General features: G+C 50.4%; 18 protein-coding genes and 1 pseudogene. 9 read left to right on the top strand and 10 right to left on the bottom strand.

Annotation, left to right across the window (positions count from 1 at the left end; all coding sequences use genetic code 11):
* Positions 1-151: pseudogene (locus tag BN587_RS11630) on the top strand (UDP-glucose 4-epimerase); the annotation flags it as partial.
* Positions 152-288: 137 nt separating this feature from the next.
* Here BN587_RS11630 and BN587_RS00740 read toward each other — a convergent pair.
* Together BN587_RS00740 and pyc are read right to left on the bottom strand one after the other, a co-directional pair.
* Positions 289-1,818 (bottom strand): hypothetical protein, encoded by a 1,530-nt coding sequence (locus BN587_RS00740; RefSeq protein ID WP_021719260.1) that lies wholly within the window; start codon positions 1,816-1,818, stop codon positions 289-291.
* A gap of 171 nt (positions 1,819-1,989) precedes the next feature.
* A complete protein-coding gene (pyc, locus tag BN587_RS00735; protein ID WP_021719259.1) occupies positions 1,990-5,430 on the bottom strand; it encodes a pyruvate carboxylase in 3,441 nt (1,146 codons plus the stop codon).
* A gap of 226 nt (positions 5,431-5,656) precedes the next feature.
* Between pyc and ftsH the strand changes: the two genes are divergently transcribed.
* Entirely contained in the window at positions 5,657-7,507 is a 1,851-nt protein-coding gene (gene ftsH, locus BN587_RS00730) for an ATP-dependent zinc metalloprotease FtsH (RefSeq protein WP_044483878.1), read from the top strand.
* A gap of 109 nt (positions 7,508-7,616) precedes the next feature.
* Here ftsH and BN587_RS00725 read toward each other — a convergent pair whose 3' ends face one another.
* Entirely contained in the window at positions 7,617-7,805 is a 189-nt protein-coding gene (locus tag BN587_RS00725) for a hypothetical protein (protein WP_021719257.1), read from the bottom strand.
* Positions 7,806-8,045: 240 nt separating this feature from the next.
* On the opposite strand from BN587_RS00725, the gene BN587_RS00720 reads away from it, so the two are divergent.
* The 7 genes from BN587_RS00720 to BN587_RS00690 all read left to right on the top strand — a co-directional run bounded on the left by BN587_RS00720 (position 8,046) and on the right by BN587_RS00690 (position 12,990).
* Positions 8,046-9,233: an MFS transporter gene (locus tag BN587_RS00720; protein WP_021719256.1), complete on the top strand. Its 1,188-nt coding sequence runs from the start codon at positions 8,046-8,048 to the stop codon at positions 9,231-9,233.
* Positions 9,234-9,438: 205 nt separating this feature from the next.
* A complete protein-coding gene (locus tag BN587_RS00715; protein WP_021719255.1) occupies positions 9,439-10,479 on the top strand; it encodes a type II secretion system F family protein in 1,041 nt (346 codons plus the stop codon).
* Positions 10,480-10,496: 17 nt separating this feature from the next.
* Positions 10,497-10,883: a type II secretion system protein gene (locus BN587_RS11260; RefSeq protein ID WP_021719254.1), complete on the top strand. Its 387-nt coding sequence runs from the start codon at positions 10,497-10,499 to the stop codon at positions 10,881-10,883.
* The gene (locus BN587_RS00705; protein WP_044483877.1) at positions 10,873-11,334 is read left to right on the top strand and encodes a hypothetical protein; all 462 of its coding nucleotides are present in this window, start codon (positions 10,873-10,875) and stop codon (positions 11,332-11,334) included. The genes BN587_RS11260 and BN587_RS00705 overlap by 11 nt, the downstream gene beginning before the upstream one ends.
* On the top strand, positions 11,324-11,695 hold the full coding sequence (locus BN587_RS00700; protein ID WP_044483876.1) for a hypothetical protein: 372 nt from the start codon (positions 11,324-11,326) through the stop codon (positions 11,693-11,695). The genes BN587_RS00705 and BN587_RS00700 overlap by 11 nt, the downstream gene beginning before the upstream one ends.
* Positions 11,637-12,101 carry a hypothetical protein gene (locus BN587_RS00695; protein WP_303684766.1) on the top strand — a complete coding sequence of 155 codons (465 nt, stop codon included), beginning with the start codon at positions 11,637-11,639 and terminating at the stop codon, positions 12,099-12,101. The genes BN587_RS00700 and BN587_RS00695 overlap by 59 nt, the downstream gene beginning before the upstream one ends.
* Positions 12,091-12,990: a hypothetical protein gene (locus BN587_RS00690; protein ID WP_021719250.1), complete on the top strand. Its 900-nt coding sequence runs from the start codon at positions 12,091-12,093 to the stop codon at positions 12,988-12,990. The genes BN587_RS00695 and BN587_RS00690 overlap by 11 nt, the downstream gene beginning before the upstream one ends.
* A gap of 77 nt (positions 12,991-13,067) precedes the next feature.
* On the opposite strand, the gene pth is transcribed toward BN587_RS00690, so the two are convergent.
* The 7 genes from pth to BN587_RS00655 all read right to left on the bottom strand — a co-directional run bounded on the left by pth (position 13,068) and on the right by BN587_RS00655 (position 19,574).
* Positions 13,068-13,664 carry an aminoacyl-tRNA hydrolase gene (gene pth, locus BN587_RS00685; RefSeq protein WP_021719249.1) on the bottom strand — a complete coding sequence of 199 codons (597 nt, stop codon included), beginning with the start codon at positions 13,662-13,664 and terminating at the stop codon, positions 13,068-13,070.
* An 18-nt stretch (positions 13,665-13,682) separates the two neighbouring features.
* Entirely contained in the window at positions 13,683-14,474 is a 792-nt protein-coding gene (locus BN587_RS00680; protein WP_021719248.1) for a polysaccharide deacetylase family protein, read from the bottom strand.
* Between the two features lie 87 nt (positions 14,475-14,561).
* The gene (locus BN587_RS00675) at positions 14,562-15,521 is read right to left on the bottom strand and encodes a ribose-phosphate diphosphokinase (protein ID WP_021719247.1); all 960 of its coding nucleotides are present in this window, start codon (positions 15,519-15,521) and stop codon (positions 14,562-14,564) included.
* 138 nt (positions 15,522-15,659) lie between these two features.
* The gene (gene glmU, locus BN587_RS00670) at positions 15,660-17,036 is read right to left on the bottom strand and encodes a bifunctional UDP-N-acetylglucosamine diphosphorylase/glucosamine-1-phosphate N-acetyltransferase GlmU (RefSeq protein WP_021719246.1); all 1,377 of its coding nucleotides are present in this window, start codon (positions 17,034-17,036) and stop codon (positions 15,660-15,662) included.
* 261 nt (positions 17,037-17,297) lie between these two features.
* Entirely contained in the window at positions 17,298-18,107 is an 810-nt protein-coding gene (gene purR, locus BN587_RS00665) for a pur operon repressor (RefSeq protein WP_021719245.1), read from the bottom strand.
* Complete coding sequence (locus tag BN587_RS00660; RefSeq protein WP_021719244.1) at positions 18,085-18,879, bottom strand: NTP transferase domain-containing protein; 795 nt, start codon at positions 18,877-18,879, stop codon at positions 18,085-18,087. The genes purR and BN587_RS00660 overlap by 23 nt, the downstream gene beginning before the upstream one ends.
* Positions 18,880-18,881: 2 nt before the next feature.
* Positions 18,882-19,574 carry a GntR family transcriptional regulator gene (locus BN587_RS00655; protein ID WP_009144941.1) on the bottom strand — a complete coding sequence of 231 codons (693 nt, stop codon included), beginning with the start codon at positions 19,572-19,574 and terminating at the stop codon, positions 18,882-18,884.

The following is a 19,574-nucleotide window of genomic DNA, read 5'->3' as shown; positions in this document are numbered from 1 at the left end:
GCGTCGTGCCGGTGATCCGGCAGTGCTCATTGCATCTTCGGCAAAGATTCGCGAGGAGCTTGGCTGGGAGCCGCAGCACAGCAGTGTTGATGAGGTTATCAGCACCGCCTGGAAGTGGCACAAGGGCCATCCGCATGGCTATTGCGGCTAAAAAAGTAAATAAGTGCATATAAAAAACCGGTTTCCCAGGCTTTTAAGCCAGTAGGAAACCGGTTTTACTTTGTGCGAAGAAAGCTTTTCTTAACAATAACTATATAAGTTAAACAATAACCTTGCATAGCAGTCGGCTTATTTGCGTTTGTTGAGAAATTTGCCTATGTCAAAGTGTTTGCCTGCCAGCAGGCTGTCTATGCGTGCAGTGACCACCTCATTGTTGCTGAGCTGACGTGCCTTAATCAGCGAGTGGCGGATGGCAGGCGTGATGAATTCCTGGCCCCAGTCATCGATGATGCCGCAGGCTATGCCACGTGGCAAATCGAAGATGGATTCCAAGGCAGCGCAGATAATGGCATCACTCTGGCCGGGATGTGTGTTGAGATAGCGCAGCGGTACCATAAGGTCGTTTTGCTCTACGCAGTAGCGTGGCAGATCTGCTTCAATTTGCCGCAGCACACGCTCGGAACGCCCTTCACCCTCGTAGGAAAGCAGGTAGGGGAACAGAGGTGTTTCATCCGGATGTGCCAGCCAAAAATCAAAAAGCCTTGGCCATACGTCTATATCCAGCTCTACTGCCAGATTGCACAGCTGATAATCAAGCTTATCGTCCTTGATTAAATCGCTGTCAATTTCTGGCTGCCAGTCCTTGCTGTAGATGATTTTTTCGCAGGCTGCAATCTGCTCCTGACATTGGTTGAAGGTCAACTGCATATGATTCTGTTCTTTGCAAAGGTCCTGCAGTGTTGTAACATAGCTGATTAAATCAAGCACGTCTTCCGGCTTGCTGACATGCGCTTCAGCCTGGTCAAGCAGACAGGTAAGCAGCTTGTTCAGATGGATGTCGCTGATATTGAACTGCTCTTCAATTACCTCTGCTGGGAAGTGGTTAAGCATAACCAGATAATTGCCTACGATGAAAATTGCATTTTTATAATTTTCGTAGCTGAGCGGTTGCGCTACCAGTTCTTCCAAATGTGTTTCGCGGATGAATTTTACGGAGAGCGGTGGATATTCTACGTCGATGTCCGGTCCGTTTTGCAGCAGCCAGAGGCGTTCCTCCTCATCACGGCAGTGGCAGTCGGTAATGCTGAAAACCTTACCCCAGCCGCTGGTGCAGTGGATAAGCTCCCAAATAGCGTTTTGCGGGTTAAAATTAGTTATGCGGCAGGCATATAAAAAGGCGAAGGTAAATTCTTCGCAGTGTGCTATGCGCAGCAAATCCTGCCAAAGCTCCTGATTCTGATGACAAATTTTTTCCATGCCGTACATACCGAAAATCAAGATAGCAAATTTTACCTGCTCACGTCCATCTGCGTTGTAGAAAAAGCGGCGCGCCAGGTCATAGGCTACGGCGTTAATGTCATTTTGGTCTAAGGCTTCAATAAAGGGGTCGCAATATTCCGCGAAGGCCATGCCCTTCAGCTCATTGTACAGTCTGCTGCGTTGCTGGGTTGTAGGCTCCTGCATATAAGCTTGCAGAAGCTTGAGCAGCACACTGGCGGAATTGGGATTGGGCAGGTTGCCCATTGTATAGTGAAAGGCATCTTCGGAGCCAAGGGGACGGGGAATGGTGGCGTAGCGGTCATCGCACAGGTCAGTAGCTGTAAAGCGGCCATGCTCGTCCAGATGGCTGTTTACGAATTGATAGATTGTCTGTTTCATGTGCTCACCTCGTAATAAAATATGTCTTGCAGCAAATAATGCTGTTCTTAAAAAAGCAAAGAATAACTATATCATAACATAGAGCAAAAATAATGACCAGCAAAAAAAACAAGGCTGCCGTAGTGGCGGAAATCCGCCACGGCAGCAGCCTTAATTTAAGCATATATAATTTTACATTTGCGTTTTGATTTCCAGGAGGCAGTCGCCGCTTTCTACGCGTTCGCCTGCAGCTACATGGATAGCGCTGACGATACCGGAAATCGGTGCCGAAAGCGTGGTTTCCATCTTCATTGCTTCGGTAACAATCAGCGGAGTGCCTTTGGTAACGGACTGGCCTTTTTCTACCAGCACCTTGACAACGGAGCCGGAAAGGGAAGCGCCGATTTCACCCATGTTGCCTTTCTCTGCTTTTTTGCGGGTAACAGTGGTAGTTTTGGCGTTGCGGTCCTTGATTTCGATTTCACGCGGCAGACCGTTGAATTCGAAGAAGACGGTACGCATACCGGCAGCGTTGGCTTCGGAGATGTGGTCCAGCTTGATAACGAGCACTTTGCCCTGTTCAATCTCAACCTTGATAACCTCGCCCGGCGTCATGCCGAAGAAGAAGGTGGGGGTATCGAGAACTGATACATCGCCGAATTGGTTGTAACGGTTTACCCAGTCGATGAATACCTTAGGATAGAGGCAGTAAGCACTGACTGCTTCGTCCGTAGTAGGTGCATCCAGCTCCTTGAGCTTAGCGCGCACATCCTCAAAATCTACCGGAGGCAGTACTGCACCCGGACGCTCGCTGATAGGAGTACGTCCCTTGAGCACCAGCTTCTGCAGCTTTTCGGGGAATCCCTGGTATGGAGTGCCGATGCGTCCTTCGAAGAATTCTACGACGGAGGCCGGGAAGTCGAGAATATCGCCCTTAGCGTAAACATCTTCTTCCGTCAGGTCGTTCTGCACCATGAAGAGTGCCATATCACCGACAACCTTGGAGGACGGAGTAACCTTGATTAAATCGCCGAACATCATGGATACGCGGTGATACATATCCTTGATTTCCTCCCAGCGATGGATAAGGCCCAGAGCCTGTGCCTGCTGTTTGAGGTTGGTATATTGTCCGCCGGGCATTTCGTGTACGTAGACCTCGGGGTTGGGGAAGTTTTCGGTTCTGTCGGCTGCCTTGTAGTAGGGGCGCACGGTTTCCCAATAACGGGACAGCTCGTTCATAGCGTCTACATCAAGACGCGGTTGGCGCGGATGGCCGCTGAGAGCGTAGTACAGGCTGCTGCCGCTGGGTTGGGAGGTACCGTTGCTCATAGCGCTCATAGCAGTATCTACGATATCAACGCCGGCATCAATTGCACGCGCGTAGGTGTAGATAGCGTTGCCGCTGCCCTCGTGGGTGTGCAGATGAATAGGCACGTTGACATAGGATTTGAGGCTGCTTACAAGGCGGTAAGCTGCTTCCGGCTTCAGCAGGCCGGCCATATCCTTGATGGCGATGATGTTGGCACCGGCTTTTTCCAGTTCCTTAGCCATATTGATGTAATAATGTAAATCGTATTTATCGCGGTTGGAGTCGAGAATATCACCGGTGTAGCACAGTGCTGCCTCTGCTACCTTGCCGCATTCGCGGACGGTGTCAATCGACAGGCGCATATTGTCCAGACCGTTGAGGCTGTCGAAGATACGGAAAACGTCGATGCCATTCTTGGCTGCCAGCTTAATGAATTGCTTAACAACATTATCCGGATAGCTGGTATAGCCTACGGCGTTGGCACCGCGCAGCAGCATCTGGAAGAGAATGTTCGGAGCAGCCTGACGGAACTGTGCCAGACGTTGCCAGGGGCTTTCATCGAGGAAGCGATAGGCTACGTCAAAGGTAGCGCCGCCCCAGCATTCAAAGGAGAAAAGTCCGGGCAGCTTGCCGGCGGTGTCGCGCATAACGCGCAGCATATCGGCAGTACGCAGACGGGTTGCGAAGAGGGACTGATGCGCATCACGGAAGGTGGTGTCGGTGAGCAGAACCTCCTGCTGTGCCAGTACCCATTCAGCCAGACCTTCAGGTCCGCGGGTATCAAGAACGTGCTTGGCACCCAGCGCCAGAATGCCGTTGTAGGGTTTGGGCATATTCAGCGGTGCGAAGTTCGGCTTCGGCTGTACGCCGACGTTGGAATAGCCGTTGACGGTGATATCAGCAATATAGTTCAGCAGCTTATTACCACGGTCCAGTGTTTTTTCGAAGACGAACAGCTCCGGTGTATTGTCAACAAAGTCGGTTGTGTAATCGCCCTTGATGAAATGCGGGTTCTGCAGTACATTTTCCAAAAATTTGATATTAGTCTTAACGCCGCGGATACGGAATTCTTTTAAGCAGCGCAGCATCTTGGTAATTGCAATCTGGTGAGTGAGGCCCCAGGTGGTAGCCTTAACCAGCAGAGAATCGTAATACGGAGTGATGACGGAACCGGTGAAGGCGTTGCCACCGTCCAGACGGATGCCGAAGCCGCCGCCGCTGCGGTAGGTAATCAGCTTGCCGGTATCCGGCATAAAGTTGTTGGACGGGTCCTCGGTGGTAATACGGCATTGGATAGCATGGCCGATAGTGGTCAGATCATCTTGCTGCGGCAGGGCGATTTCCGGACCATGCAGGTTGTAGCCCTCGGCAATCTTGATTTGTGTCTGCACAATGTCTATACCGGTAATCTGCTCGGTAACGGTGTGCTCAACCTGAATGCGGGGATTAACCTCGATGAAGTAGAACTTGCCGTCAGGCGTAGCCAAAAATTCTACGGTGCCGGCGCTGATGTAGTCAACATTTTTCATCAGCTTGACAGCAGCGTCGCAGATAGCTTTGCGCTGTTCTATAGGCAGAGCGAAGGCCGGAGCAATTTCAACCAGCTTCTGGTGGCGGCGCTGTACGGAGCAGTCGCGCTCGAACAGATGCATTAAATTGCCGTGGGTATCGCCGATAATCTGTACTTCAATGTGTTTCGGATTTTGCAGATATTTTTCCAGATATATTTCATCATTGCCAAAGGCTTTTTTAGCTTCGCTTTTAGCCATATCGTAGGCAGTTACAGCCTCTTCGGCGCTGTGAACAACGCGCATACCGCGGCCGCCGCCGCCGTTGACTGCTTTAATGATGATAGGATAGCCGCATTTTTCACCAAAGGCCAGTACCTCATCGAGGCTGTTTACTGTACCCTTGCTGCCGGGAATCATGGGGATGCCTGCCAGCTCGGCCTGTTTACGGGCGTTGATTTTGTCGCCGAACATTACCAGGTGCTCCAGACGGGGGCCGATGAAAATCAGTCCCTCCTCAGCACAGCGGCGAGCTAAATTGCTGTTTTCGGATAAAAAGCCATAACCGGGATGGATGGCATCTACGTCGTGCTCCTTGGCTACGCGCAGAATGTCTTCGATATCAAGATAAGCGTCGGTCGGACTTTTGCCTTCGCCTACCATGTAGGCCTCGTCGGCTTTGTTGCGATGCAGGGACAGGGTGTCCTCCTTGGAATATATAGCAACAGTACGGATTCCTAATTCGTTGCAGGCGCGGAAAACGCGGATGGCGATTTCGCCGCGGTTAGCAACTAAAACTGTATTAATTTTAGGCATAAGTTTGACCTCCTTAGATAGTTACATGCTAATTGTATAGAAAACGCCATGTAAATTCAAGGGATAGGACGCATGTATACAAGTATTCTTGCAGGGGACGAGGAGAGTGTGATTTTTTAACACTTTTTGTGTTGACGATACAATCAGCTTCACATTTTTTTCGTTTGTTTATTGCTATAAATAGGTATACAATAATACTTATAAAGCATAGCGAGGAGATGAAATGATGAACGATAACAATGATAAAAAACGGCCATTGACGTATTATTATATGCTGATGCTGGTTTTGATTCTGGTATTCAATTCCGTAATCATGCCAATGTTCTTCAACCCGAAAATGAAGGAGGTTTCCTATAATAATTTTCTTCAGATGGTGGATGAAGGCAAGGTATCTAAGGTAGAAATTACCGATAAGCGTCTGGCTGCGGTTGATAAGAACAACGAAAAGGAAATTTATGTTACCGGCAGGGTGGAGGACCCAGAGCTGGCCAACCGCCTGATGAAGAGTAAGGTAGAATTTACGCAGGTTGTGCCTAAGGAACAAAGTCCTCTGGTAACCTTTTTCACCAATTGGGTACTGCCGATTCTGATTTTCTTTGGCCTGGGACAGTTATTTATGTACTTCATGGGCAAGCGCATGGGCGGTAACGCCATGAGCTTCGGCAAGAGCAATGCCAAAGTTTATGTGGAAGCGCAGACAGGCAAGAGCTTTGCCGATGTAGCAGGTCAGGATGAGGCCAAAGAAGCGCTGATGGAGCTGGTTGATTTTCTGCATAATCCCGGCAAGTACAAGGATATCGGTGCTAATATGCCGAAGGGTGCATTGCTGGTTGGTCCTCCTGGTACAGGTAAAACCTTGCTGGCGCGTGCGGTAGCAGGCGAAGCTAAGGTGCCGTTCTTCAGCATCAGCGGCAGTGAATTTGTAGAAATGTTCGTCGGCATGGGCGCTGCCCGTGTGCGCGATTTGTTCAAGCAGGCGCAGGAAAAGGCACCTTGCATAGTATTTATCGATGAAATCGATGCCATCGGCAAACGCCGTGATAACGGCCAGTTCGGCGGCAATGATGAACGCGAGCAGACTTTGAATCAGCTGCTGAGCGAAATGGACGGTTTTGACGGCAGCAAGGGTGTAGTTATTCTGGCAGCTACCAACCGTCCGGAATCTCTGGATAAGGCGCTGCTGCGTCCGGGACGTTTTGACCGCCGCATTCCTGTTGAGCTGCCGGATCTGAAAGGCCGTGAGGCTATCCTGAAGGTTCATGCACGTAACGTGCGTATGGCAGAGAATATCGACTATGGCACGTTGGCGCGGGCAACAGCCGGAGCCAGCGGTGCAGAGCTCGCCAACATTATCAACGAGGGTGCGTTGCGAGCTGTAAAAATGCATCGTAACGTAGTGGAGCAGGAAGATCTGGAGGAATCCATTGAAACCGTTATCGCCGGTTATCAGCGTAAGGGTGCGGTAATTTCTCCCGCAGAGAAAAAGGTTATTGCCTACCACGAAATTGGCCATGCACTTGTTGCTGCTATGCAGAAGCACAGTGCTCCGGTACACAAGATTACTATTATTCCGCGTACTAACGGCGCTTTAGGCTACACCATGCAAATCAGCGAAAATGACAGCGTGCTGATGACCAAGGAAGAGCTGTTCAACAAGATTGTAACCATGACCGGCGGCCGCAGTGCCGAGGAGGTTGTTTTCGGCAGCATTACCAGCGGTGCTTCCAATGATATTGAGCAGGCTACAAAGCTGGCACGCAGCATGGTAACACGTCTTGGTATGACGGAAGAATTTGATATGATGGCTACCGAGGTTGTGGCCAACCGTTATCTGGGCGGTGACGCTGCCCTGCAGTGCAGTGAAACTACAGCCGGCAAGATTGATGCCAAGGTTTTGGCGTTGATAAAGGAGGCTCACGCAAAGGCACGCACGATTTTGCAGGACAACAGAGATAAGCTGGATGTACTGGCACAGTACCTGCTGGAGAAGGAAACTATTACCGGTGAGCAGTTTATGGCTTTGCTGCAGCAGGAGCAGGCTAAGGAAGCTGCCGACGAGAACAAGCCGGAAGTATAAAATAAGTGCAAGCTTAAACGCAGTTACGTATTCCGTAAAACGGCAACGTGACTGCGTTGTTTTTTTGCACGCAGCGGTAATCGCGAAAAAAAAAATAAAAAAATTAAAATTAGCTATTGCTAACTGTAGAAATATGTGCTACAATAATCGTGAAGTTAGTGATGGCTAACCAATGTATATCGTCCCTTCCTGATTTTGCATTGCAGCCTTGACCTTTGACCTTGACAATTTCCTTAAGTGCATTGGTTAGCTCCTCTACTTTTAAACAAGCTGCTATTTGCTTTTTAAGCAAATTCATATTTTCTCCTCCAAAAACAGACAGAACGCTGAAAATCCGTTAGGCAAGCGGGTTTCAGCGTTCTGTTTTGATACTGTTCTATAATTTGTCCAGCATTGCGGCAATATTCGATTACCTAAGTGTAATTTTCTTATGCAAGCAGTCTATTATTGGAGCGTTTTTATTTGCACAAAATCGCCATTAGCGTTATAATATTTTTCTACTGTTGTATGATTTTATTTTTATTTTGAGGTGGATTTTATGAAAAACTGGAAGCTAATTCTAGCTATCCTTACGGCTAATGTCGTATTGATGGCTGCAGGCTATACCATGCTTATTCCTTTTTTGCCGATGTATCTGATGAACGAACTGGGAGTGAGCGCAGACGATGTAAAAATGTGGAACGGCGCGATTTTTTCCATAACCTTTCTGATTGGCGGTATCATGGCGCCTATCTGGGGTAAAATGGCTGATACGCGTGGCAAAAAGATGATGGCGGTGCGTGCGGGTGCAGGCCTGGCTCTGTCGTACTTTTTGGGTGGCATAGTAACTACGCCGGAGCAGATGTTTGGCGTGCGTGTGCTGCAGGGCTTTGCTGCAGGCTTGTGGAGCGCATGCCTGGCGATTGCTACAAGTCTGGTGCCGATGGAAAAGCTGGGCGTGAGCCTGGGCATTATGCAGGCGGGATTGACCTGTGGCAATGTCATCGGTCCGCTGGTCGGCGGTTCGCTGGCAACACTGTTTGGCATGCGTGCTTCATTCTTCGTTGCAGGTGGGTTGCTGACGATTATTACGCTGGTATTTATGTTCTACATTCCCGAGCCGCCGAAGGCGGAGCCGAAAAAGCTTGCGGTCAAGCCGCAGGTACAGCTTTTACAGCAACCTGTAATTCGTGAAACGCTGATTTACATTGCTGTAGCTCAGATGGTTATCCTGCTGATTCAGCCGATTTTGAGCCTTTATGTGGCAGAGCTGAATCATGGTGAGGGCAACATTATGTTTCTTTCCGGCGTGGCCTTTTCGCTCGTAGGCATTGCCAGTGCTATTACTGCGCCGAGCTGGGGACGCTTCGGACAGGAGCACGGCTTTTATAAAGCGTTGTGCGCTGCTACGCTGCTTTCTGGCTTGATGAGTGCGGTGACGGCAATGCCACAGACACTGCTTTTGTTCTGTGTCTGCAATTTTTGCTATGGCTTGTGCTGTGCCGGTATTCAGCCTTCGCTGAGTGCGGTTTTGGCCAGCAATACAACTACCGACCAGCGCGGACGCGTTTTTGGCTTTATGTTCAGTGCTCAGCAGTTCGGTTCCATGGTAGGTCCTTTACTTGGCGGAGCTATTGCTACATTTGCGCCGTTGCAAAGCCTTTTTGTAGTAGCCGGTGTGATTCTTTTCGGCATCAGCGCTTGCGTTTGGTTTCGTCATAGTCATGAGCAAAATATTCTTGCTTAGACTGCTTTGAACATTATAATTGAAGATAATTTTCAGGAAATTAATCAGTTGAGAAAAACTCTGTAAGTCTTGTAATATGAGGCTTGCAGAGTCTTTCTTTTGCTTGCGAAAAAAGATTTTCCCATATCACACAGATTTCACATATGTGACAAAACAAATTAGACAGAAAATTCGCTAATAGACTATAATCGGCTATGTGGAGGTGATGAAAATTAAGCTTAGAGGAGGCGTGAGCCTAGCGGAGCAAATCAGCTTCTACCGTCAGTTAGCAGTTATCTTGCGCAGCGGCTTGCCGCTACTGCATGCGCTGCAGCTTTTGCAAAAGCATGGCAGCGCTAAGCAGATGCTGCTTTGCTATCGCCTGCAGCAAAGGCTGCGTCGTGGCAGCAGCCTGGCGCAGGCTTTAGCAGCAGAACCTTACTGCTGCAGTCACCTGGCAGTTACACTGGTGGCTGTGGGCGAGGAGAGCGGTGAGCTGGCCACGTTGCTGGAGCAGCTTGCTGTGTATTACAGCAGGCAACTGCAACTGCGGCGTTTTGTGCAACGGGCTGTGACCTATCCGGTATTTTTGCTGGTAGCTTCCGTTGGCGTGCTGCTGCTGTTTTTGCTGTATATCCTGCCGGTGCTTGCCGATACCTACAGCGCTATGGGCGTGCGTCCGACTGGTACGTTAGCTTTGCTGCTGGCGCTGAAGGACGGTCTGCTGCAGCAGCCGTTACTGGCGGTGCTCTGTGCGGCAGCGCTAACAGGCATTCTGCTGCTAATGGGACGCAAGCTGTTGCGCTGGTTTTTACGCAGTCGTCTGAGCGGTAATTTTCATGGCCTTTTATTAGAAGTACGCTTTTGCAGATTGCTGGCTCTGCTTTTGGAAAGCGGTGTTGGCATAACAAGAGCGGTAGCAATTGTGACAGATACCATAGATGATGAGCAATATGCACAGCAGCTGCGCCTGCTGAACAGCAGGCTGCAGCGCGGCATTGCTATTGAGCAGGCTGCAGGCGGCGCCAAGGAGCTTTTTTCAGCGCTGATGCTGGAGCTGGTGTGCGTGGGCGCGTCTACAGGTTATCTGCCGCAGATGCTGCAGGAAGCAGTAACAGCCGGGGAGCAGCGTTTGCAGCAGCAGCTTGGCAGGCTGCAGGAGCTGCTCGTGCCATTACTGCTTCTGGTGGCGGCGATTATCATAGCGGGAATCGTCTGCATAATTATCGGTCCGCTATTTGAGATGCTTTCGGCAATGCCGGAGTAAATTCAGGAGGTGCGATAGTGTTAAAGACAATGCGTAAACAAGGTGGCTTTACTTTGATTGAGGTGGTGGCGGCGGCCGCTCTGATTGGCATTATGGCGACAATGCTGCTGCCTTCACTTTCAGGTGCTAATGACAGAGTGAAGAATGCCCGTCTGCAAAATGATCTGGTAACTATAGACCAGGCCATTCAGCTGTATAAAATGGATGCAGGTACTGTGCCGACAGAGCTGAATACACTAGACAGCGAATATCTTGGCGGTAAGCTGGAATTCAAGGATGCCAAGGGCGAAGCCTTGACCTATACACCTAATACAGCCGACGGTAGCTATACCCTCAGCGGAAAAAACAGCAAGGGTGAGGCCGTAACATCCCCGGGCAGCAAAGCTGTTAGCGGTGAATCATAAGGCTGGCGGCTATTTATTACTGGAGCTTTTGCTGGCTATATGGTGTTTGGGAACATTTTTTGTAATGCTCTACCCTGGTAGCCAGATGCTGCAGCGGCAGTACTATAAGCAGCAGATGCGCTATGCTGCCTATCTGTTGGCTGCTGACATCAGACAGATACAGCAGCGCACGATATTTCAGCCGGAAAATTATCTTTATACTTTGAAAGTAAGCGGTAATGACAAGCATGGTTACAGGATTTACCGTGAGAAGAAGGTCTGGAAGCGCGTAAGGTTAGAGCCGACAATCAGTCTGACATGCGAAGCACATATGAAGTCGTTAAGCTATGATGAAAATGGCAGTCCTAGTGTCAGTGGTGGCTATAGCCTGGAGCATCAGCAGCTTCCTGGCGTGTATTTTCTGCTGTCAGTTCAGCCGGTTACAGGCAGGGTGACTGTTTATGAAAAATAGCAGAGGCTTTTGTCTGGTGCAGGAGCTGGTGTGCTTTTGCCTGACGGCCTTATTACTTGCTTCAGCGGTGCAGTGCTTTTACCGCAGCAGCTGGCTGCTGCAGCAAAGCAGGGAGCTGCAGCAGGCTACGCTTGCTGTACAGCAGGTGTTGGCAGGCGAGGAGTACAATGGCAGGTTTGTGGTGACACAAAAGCTGGAAGCTGGCAGTATAGATGGTTTAGTGATGCAGGAGGTGCAGGCAGCACATGGCAAGGTCAAGGTTAAGCTTATACGGGCGATGCCGACGGCAGAGAGGCTATCTGTTGCTGGAAATGCTGATGGGACTTCTGCTGGCAGTAGTACTGGCGATGCTCGTTTTTAGAGCAACAGGAGCCAGTGCCCATAGCTTTGGGCGCTTGCAGGATGAATTGCAGCTGCAGGAAGCAAGACGTCATATTCTGACGCAGCTGGAAAAGATTATCTGCTATGATGCACAGCGAGTCATCAGACTGCAGGAGAATGGCCAGATAACCTGTACGATGGTTGATGCCTGCAAACGTGTTACTATTTACAGCGAAAAGCAGGGTTTGTACAAAAAGACGTCTAAAAATAACGGCATTGGTGTAAACCCGGTTTCCCTGGAGGGCGTGGGCGTTACTGGCTGGCAGCTGCAGCGTTGCTCGCCGCAGCTTTTGTGCATAAGCTTTAATCTGAGCAGGAATGGCCGTCAACTGCAGGTGAAGCGTTATCTTATTTGTTATAATGCGAGGATAGCAGATGATATATAGCGTTAAGGGGAGCATATCACTTCCCTGCCTGCTGGCGGCGCTGCTTTTGGCACTCAGTGCTCAGCTAAGCCTGCTTTATGCAGTCAGGGGTTATGAATCAGAGAAGGATTTTCTGCGGGAACAGCAGCTAAGGCTGTTGTGCAGCTCAGTATTACAGGCTATTGGCCAGGAGCCGCGGCCGCCAGGAAGGCAGGTTTGCTATGAGGGCGAGCTGCAGCCGGACAGTGAACCGGTGACGGTGACAAGTGAAAGCATTTACAGCTCAGACGGATTTATAGATTACCTGAAGGTAACAGCAGCAGCCGCTAATCATGCTGGCGCAGTACAGCGGCTGCATCGTATCAGGGTGAGCTTTGGTCCGCAAATGCAGGCTCTGGCAGCTAAGGGCGTCCTTGCAGGACGCTCTCTGACAGGCGGCGAATATCTGCAGCAGGCAGCGTTATATACAAGCATAGAAGAAGTAAGGCTGCCGCAGATGAGCTTTTTGCGGAATAAATGTCCTAGTGTACTGAATAAGAAGGCGGTGGCGGAAGTTGGCCTCAGTGCCCGCTTTTACTATCTGAAGAATAACAACTCTCTCTTGTTGGGTAGGGAAGGCCTGCATGGTCCGACGATGATAGTAAATCCTTATTCGATTACTACTGCCAAAGGCTCTTATTACCCGGACCGTTTGGTGCTTATCAGCGAAAATGGTAATATCAAGCTGAGTGCTGGCACGAGGCTGGCACAGGCGTTGGTGCTGGCGAAAGGGATGGTAACTATTTGTGAAGGCTGTCAGCTGAATGGCTTTGTTATGGCGGATAAAATAGTCATTGAGGGCAAAGCGGACCTTACTCCTGATACAGGTGCCGTTGAACCGATGCTGACACCATATTTCAACTACTTATAATTTTGCTGAATACATTGCATAACCAAAAAGAACTAGCCTGAGCTTTTTACAAGCTCCAGCTAGTTCTTTTGTATTGCTTATTCAGCCGCAGGCTTTTCAGCTTTGGGCTTTTTCTTGTTATGCGCCTGCATAACCTCTTCGATATCGCCGGATTTAATCCATTCCTCCAGCGCTGTAGCCATCTCTGCTACTGCTGCCTCAATAGCAGTTTTATCATCGCCCTGGAAGGCATGCAGTACATGGTTGACAACAGCTTTGTTGTTGCGTGCCGGATGACCGATGCCGATTTTAAAACGTGGGAAGGCATCGGTGCCTAAATGCTCGGTAATGGATTTGATGCCATTGTGACCGCCGGCGCTGCCCTTGCGGCGGATGCGCAGCTGGCCTACAGGCATATCCATATCGTCCTGGATAACAGCGATATCATTCGGGTCGATGTGATAGAAGTTGGCGTAGGCACCTACGGCAACGCCGCTGAGATTCATGTAGGTGGTAGGCTTGATGATGAGGATTTTTTCGGGAGCGCGGTATTCTGCCATATAGGCACTGCGGTCCTCCTTACCGAAGCTCACGCCAAGACGGCGTGCCAGCTCGTCAACTACCATAAAGCCGATGTTGTGACGGGTATTTTCGTATTCGCGGCCGATATTGCCAAGGCCGACAATTAGTTTCATATTGTTTGTTGCTCCTTTTTATTTATTCAGTTCTTCGATGGTGACAAATTCATATCCATCTGCACGCAGACGGTCGATGATGAGGCCGACTGCCTCAATCGTCTGGTCACGCGGTGCCAGATTTTTGGGACTGTCGCCGTCATGCAGCAGGACAATAGCACCGGGGGCTGCGTTCTCGCAGACTCTGTCGGCGATTACCTGCACGCCGGGGTTCGTCCAGTCGCGGGGAATGATGCTCCAGTTTACTAGCTGCATACCTGCATCATTGATAGCCTTGACAGTGCTCCAGTCCTTGAAGCCGTGCGGCGGACGCATATACTGCGGTGCAGTACCGGTGATGCTCTGCAGCGTTTCCTTGCCGTAGGCGATGTTGGCGGCAGCCTCACTGCTGCTGAGCTTAAGCAAATCTTTGTGATAGCCTGCATGCAGAGCAATCAGGTGTCCTTGTGCCTGGACGAGCTTTACTGTTTCCGGATGCTTGGCAGCGTTTTCGCCAACCATAAAGAAGGTGGCATGCACATTTTTGGCAGCCAAAAGCTTGAGCAGCTTCTGGGTATAGGGCGGATAAGGGCCGTCGTCAAAGGTGAGGGCAATGAGCTTGCGCCCGTGGGTATTTTCCGCATGTGTTATAACCTTGCCATAAAAGCTGTTGCGGGGAAGTACGGCGAGCAAGAGCAACGTGCCTGCAAGCGCAAGGCTGAGAGCAGCGCTTATAGCGGCAGTCTTTCTGCTGATTTTTTTGTATATCCCCAGCCACAGCAGCAGTACGCCGGCAAGGGAACAGATGATAAGAAGATAAATGATACGCATAATTACTCCAAATATTAAAGCCGGTAGTTTTGCCGGCTTTAATCATAACAAAAAGGCTTGCCAGAGGCAAGCCTTTTTATATTACGCTTAGTGTTTGGTATCGAATAATTGGCTTACAGACCAGTCATTGTAGATGCGCAGAATGGTTTCTGCCAGAATCGGCGCAATGGAGAGCACCTTAATTTTCGGGTGCTTTTTGGAAGGAGCCAGAGGAATGGTGTTGGTAACAACCAGCTCGGTGATATCGGATTGAGCAATGCGGGACAGTGCCGGATCGGTCAGGATCGGGTGAGTGCAGCATGCATATACTTCTTTAGCACCGAATTTCTTCAGAGCGCGTGCGCCTTCGGTCAGGGAACCTGCGGTATCAACCATGTCGTCTACCATGATGCAGGTTTTGCCTTTAACGTCGCCGATCAGGTTCATAACCTCAGCAACGCCGGGTTCCGGACGACGTTTGTCGATGATAGCCAGCGGTGCATTCAGCATTTCAGCGAAATTGCGGGCACGGCTTACGCCACCAAGGTCCGGAGAGATAACAACCATGTCTTCCAGATTCTTGGATTTAATGTATTCTGCCATCAGCGGGCCGCCGGGCATATGGTCAAAGGGGATGTTGAAGAAGCCTTGAATTTGTGCAGCGTGCAGGTCGATGGTTACTACACGGGTAATGCCTGCAGTTTCCAGCAGGTCTGCCATCAGCTTAGCAGTGATAGGCTCACGGCCGCGTGCTTTGCGGTCTTGGCGTGCATAGCCATAGTAGGGGATAACAGCAGTGATGTGGTTAGCGCTGGCGCGTTTGAAGGCATCAGCCATAATCAAAAGCTCCATTACGTTATCGTTAACGATAGGGCCGCAGGTCGGTTGTACAATGAAGATATCCTTGCCACGTACACTTTCGTTAATCATTACCTGAACTTCGCCGTTGTTGAAACGGTTAACTACAGAATCACCAACGGTGGTTCCGAGGTAAGCAGCGATTTCGCGTGCCAGATCAGGGTTTGCATTACCGGTAAATATTCTTAACTTATTCTCGTCAGACAACATGTCCAATCCCTCCAAAATTACCTTGTTGTAGTTTGCTGGTGCGATGAGCAAAACTTTACTTAAATTTAATTATACACAAAAAACACGTAAATCACAAGTTTTTTGTAAACTTTTTGACACATATGTGACTATAAAAGCTTATTTACTTTCGTTGCGGTATTTTTCGGCCCAGCCTTCGATATTTTTCTGACGGGCACGTGCAATGCCCAGAGCATTTTCGGGTACTTCCTTGGTGATAGTGCTGCCGGCACCGATGTAAGTGTTGGCCTGCACAGTAACAGGAGCAACAAGGTTGGTGTTGCAGCCGACGAAGGCGTTGTCACCGATAACAGTGCGATGCTTCTTCTTGCCGTCGTAGTTGACGGTGATGCAGCCGCAGCCCATGTTAACGCCGCTGCCGATATCGCTGTCGCCGATGTAGGTGAGGTGCGGCAGCTTGGTGCCTTCGCCTACGTTAGAGTTTTTAACCTCTACATAGTTGCCGATTTTAACGTGGTCGCTGATAACGGTGTCGGGACGCAGATGCACATACGGACCGGCGGTAACGTGGTTTTTAACCTCGCAGTCATGGCCGTAGATGAATTGCAGATGGTTGTCGTCACCAATTTTTACATTAGTGAAGCGGGCGTTAGGTCCGATTTCGCAGTCCTCGCCGATTTCAGTTGTACCTTCCAGCCAGGTGTAGGGATAAATAACGGTATCGCGGCCGATTTTTACGCTTGCTTCGATGAAGGTGCTGGCAGGATCCATAATGGTTACGCCTGCGTCCATCAGCTTATCCAAAATGCGCTGGCGCATAACGCCTTCGGCAACGGAAAGCTGCTTGCGGGAGTTGATGCCCATAACCATATCGCTGTCATCAGTGGAAATACCGCCGACCTTAGCGCCTGCTTCGTTGAGCTTTTGCAGTACGTCGGTCAGGTAATATTCGCCTTGGGCATTGTCGTTGGTCAGGGTAGCCAGCACGTCAAACATTTGCGGGCATTCCATGCAGTAAATACCGGTATTGATTTCTTTGATAGCCTTTTGCTCTTCGGTAGCATCCTTTTGCTCTACGATGCCCTGTACATTGCCGTCAGCATCGCGAACAATGCGGCCGTAGCCGAACGGGTCATCCATAATTGCCGTAAGTACGGTAGCAGCAGCGCCGCTTTCCTGATGTGCTTCACAGAACTTTTTAAGCTCTTCGCCGTCCAGCAGCGGAGTGTCGCCGCACAGGATGAGTGCAGTGCCGTGGAAGTCCTTCAGGGCATCGGCAGTCTGCATTACAGCGTGGCCGGTGCCAAGCTGCTCGGCCTGCAGGGCGATAGTTCCCTGATTGCCTACCATTGCTTCTACCAGCTCTGCTTCATGGCCTACGATAACCACCTTTTTGTCTGCGCCGGCAGCGCTTGCTGCGTCAATTACGTGCTGCAGCATGGGCTTGCCGCCTACCTTGTGCAGTACCTTGGGGTATTTGCTGCGCATTCTTGTTCCTTTGCCTGCGGCGAGGATGATTGCTACTAATTTTGACATTACAGTTCTTCCTTTCCTGGCCGTCTATAAGGCACCATCTGCGTCACGACGGCTCCTAGACGTACAAGGAGTACGCCGTCGTCACCATCGTTTAGCATCTGGTACCTTCTAGCCAGCCTGACGTAGTTTAAAGTTAATAAAATTCCTGGCTGTCCATAAGGCATCATCTGCGTCACAACGGTTCCTGGACGTACAAGTAGTACGCCGTCGTCAACTTCGTTTAACATCTGATAACTTATAGTCAGCCTGACGTATTATATATTATTTATTTACTTCCAATGTTACCTTCTGCTGCTCTTCGTCTACGTTATGCAGGGTGAAGAAGGCAGTATAATCTTCTACCAGTTTGCGTTCCGGTGCGGCAGTGGCGATTAAAAAGGCTTTGCCTACAACCTGAGCGCCGACTTCGTGCGCTAAAGCAATCATGCCCTTGGCGGTGCCGCCGCCCTTCATAACATCATCCACAATTAGCACACGGCTACCGGGCTGCAATGCGCGCTTGGGCATGGCCATGTTTTGGATAACCTTGGTGGAGCCGCTGACGTAATTGATGTTGACGGTGCTGCCTTCGGTAATATCACTGGTGTGACGGGCGATAACAAGAGGCACGTTAAACGCACGCGCTGTCTGCATAGCCAGCGGAATACCGCTTGTTTCAACCGTCATGATGCAGTCCGGTGCCAGCTCTTGCAGGCGGAGCATAAAGATTTCACCCAGACGCACTACGGTTTCCGGATGGCAGAGAATATCGGTAGTATAAAGCATACCGCCGGGCAAGATGCGGTCCGGAGAGGTGAGGCGGGCAGCCAGCTCTTCCAAGAAGGCTGCGTCATCCTCCGGCAGATGGCCGGGGATAAAGCGCACGCCGCCGGCAGCACCGGAAACGGTTTCTACCTTGCCCAGGCCGTAAAGCTCCAAACCGGATTTTACGGCTAAAACATCCTCGCTGAGGGTGGATTTGGCGATAGCAAATTTTTTGCAGAAATATGAAAATGAAAACAGCCGATATGGATGATCGGCTAAAAGTTTACTTAACGCTGCTACGCGTTCAATTCTTTTGGCTTTTACCATATATAAGCGTCCCCCTTGCAAGTTCTAAATCACTTGGTTTATCTATATCCATGCCAATACATGCATGACGGGTGATGATGGCTTTGCAGCGCATTTCCAGAAGTGCGGAGGTACGTGCTTCAGCGTCAGCCACTGTCAGGCGATGGCACAGGAGCTTTAGCAAAAATCCCCAGCCCAGCCAGTTGCACAGCTTAAGCGGTGATTTGCGGCGAGCAAAGATTTCGCGTGCTTTTTGCTGGCCGCCGGGAATAATTTCTTTGGCCATCAGCATCATATTGCCACCGGTAAAGATGCCATCACGCAGCTTGCCGTAGGTGCGCTGGGCAACGGGATAGGCGCTCAGGCAGGCATCCTTGGGGATGATGGGATAATAAAGCTGGCCTTCAGGTGAGGCATTGCAGGCTGCAAGAAAGTCGCGTACTGCAAGCGAAGTCAGCAGCGGAATGTCGTCGCATACTCCCAGCAGCTTTTCGCTGGCATCAGGGCCTAAGGCTTCAGCGGCGACAGCGGCTGTAGCCGGCAGGTCGCCTGCGGCTTCACACAGCAGAATGTTGGCCGGTAACGTGCCCTCCAAAAGCGGCAAGGCTTCGGGGCGGGCCGCTACGACAATGCGGCGGATGCGTCCGCTTCCCAGTAGGGCTGCGATGATATAGTCTATGAGGCGCTTGTCGCCAAGCGGTGCCAGGCAGCGGTGTTCGGTGCCGGCGCAGTTCTTCAGCCAGGGACTGAGACCGCCTGCTGCAATAAAAGCATCTATATTAGCAGTTGTCATGCTTACGCCTTCTTCTGCGGCAGATGCTCGCTGAGGGAACGCATGAGGGTGTGCTCGGCGTTTTCCAGATGGATACGGGCTGCGTATTGCGCACGTTCTACATCATGGGCAGCAATAGCTTCTACCAGATTGCGGTGCTCGTCCATGGTTTCCACCAAACGTCCCGGGTAGCTCATGGAACGGCCGCGGATAGTAGTCATCTGCTCGCGCAGGTTATTGATGATGCTGCGCAGGCGCTCGTTGCGGCTGGCAGTGTATAACATATCGTGGAAAGCAGTATCTACTTCGACGATTTTATCCATATCATTGTTGGCGATATGCTGGCCGATTTCGATAAGATAACCGTTAAGCTGTTCAAGCTCCTCATCCGTAATACGCTCGGCAGCCAGACCGGCAGCCAGAATATCAAGGCTGATACGGATTTCGTAAATTTCGGTGATATCCTTAATGGAAATATCGGCAACGTAGGTGCCACGACGGGGAATCATAACTACAAAGCCTTCCAGCTCCAGCTTACGGATAGCTTCACGCACGGGCGTACGGCTTACGCCCATTTCGTCAGCCAGCTGGATTTCCATCAGGCGTTCACCGGGGCTGAAGGTGCCGTCAATAATAGCTTGACGGATATTTTCACAGACAAGCTCACGCAGAGGCTTGTAGCTGTCTAGTTTTATAGGCTGCAAATGTCCGGACAT

Origin of the sequence: Phascolarctobacterium succinatutens CAG:287, assembly GCF_000434895.1 — a bacterium.
In the GTDB taxonomy this organism is placed as follows: Bacteria; Bacillota; Negativicutes; order Acidaminococcales; family Acidaminococcaceae; genus Phascolarctobacterium_A; species Phascolarctobacterium_A succinatutens_A.
This window is presented reverse-complemented; position numbering and strand designations above follow the sequence as displayed.

Excerpts from the sequence above, each read along its gene's own strand:
- BN587_RS00740 (WP_021719260.1), bottom strand. The coding sequence starts at position 1,818 with ATGAAACAGACAATCTATCAATTCGTAAACAGCCATCTGGACGAGCAT.
- pyc (WP_021719259.1), bottom strand. The coding sequence starts at position 5,430 with ATGCCTAAAATTAATACAGTTTTAGTTGCTAACCGCGGCGAAATCGCC.
- ftsH (WP_044483878.1), top strand. The coding sequence starts at position 5,657 with ATGAACGATAACAATGATAAAAAACGGCCATTGACGTATTATTATATG.
- BN587_RS00725 (WP_021719257.1), bottom strand. The coding sequence starts at position 7,805 with ATGAATTTGCTTAAAAAGCAAATAGCAGCTTGTTTAAAAGTAGAGGAG.
- BN587_RS00720 (WP_021719256.1), top strand. The coding sequence starts at position 8,046 with ATGAAAAACTGGAAGCTAATTCTAGCTATCCTTACGGCTAATGTCGTA.
- BN587_RS00715 (WP_021719255.1), top strand. The coding sequence starts at position 9,439 with ATGAAAATTAAGCTTAGAGGAGGCGTGAGCCTAGCGGAGCAAATCAGC.
- BN587_RS00700 (WP_044483876.1), top strand. The coding sequence starts at position 11,324 with ATGAAAAATAGCAGAGGCTTTTGTCTGGTGCAGGAGCTGGTGTGCTTT.
- BN587_RS00690 (WP_021719250.1), top strand. The coding sequence starts at position 12,091 with ATGATATATAGCGTTAAGGGGAGCATATCACTTCCCTGCCTGCTGGCG.
- pth (WP_021719249.1), bottom strand. The coding sequence starts at position 13,664 with ATGAAACTAATTGTCGGCCTTGGCAATATCGGCCGCGAATACGAAAAT.
- BN587_RS00680 (WP_021719248.1), bottom strand. The coding sequence starts at position 14,474 with ATGCGTATCATTTATCTTCTTATCATCTGTTCCCTTGCCGGCGTACTG.
- BN587_RS00675 (WP_021719247.1), bottom strand. The coding sequence starts at position 15,521 with ATGTTGTCTGACGAGAATAAGTTAAGAATATTTACCGGTAATGCAAAC.
- glmU (WP_021719246.1), bottom strand. The coding sequence starts at position 17,036 with ATGTCAAAATTAGTAGCAATCATCCTCGCCGCAGGCAAAGGAACAAGA.
- purR (WP_021719245.1), bottom strand. The coding sequence starts at position 18,107 with ATGGTAAAAGCCAAAAGAATTGAACGCGTAGCAGCGTTAAGTAAACTT.
- BN587_RS00660 (WP_021719244.1), bottom strand. The coding sequence starts at position 18,879 with ATGACAACTGCTAATATAGATGCTTTTATTGCAGCAGGCGGTCTCAGT.
- BN587_RS00655 (WP_009144941.1), bottom strand. The coding sequence starts at position 19,574 with ATGTCCGGACATTTGCAGCCTATAAAACTAGACAGCTACAAGCCTCTG.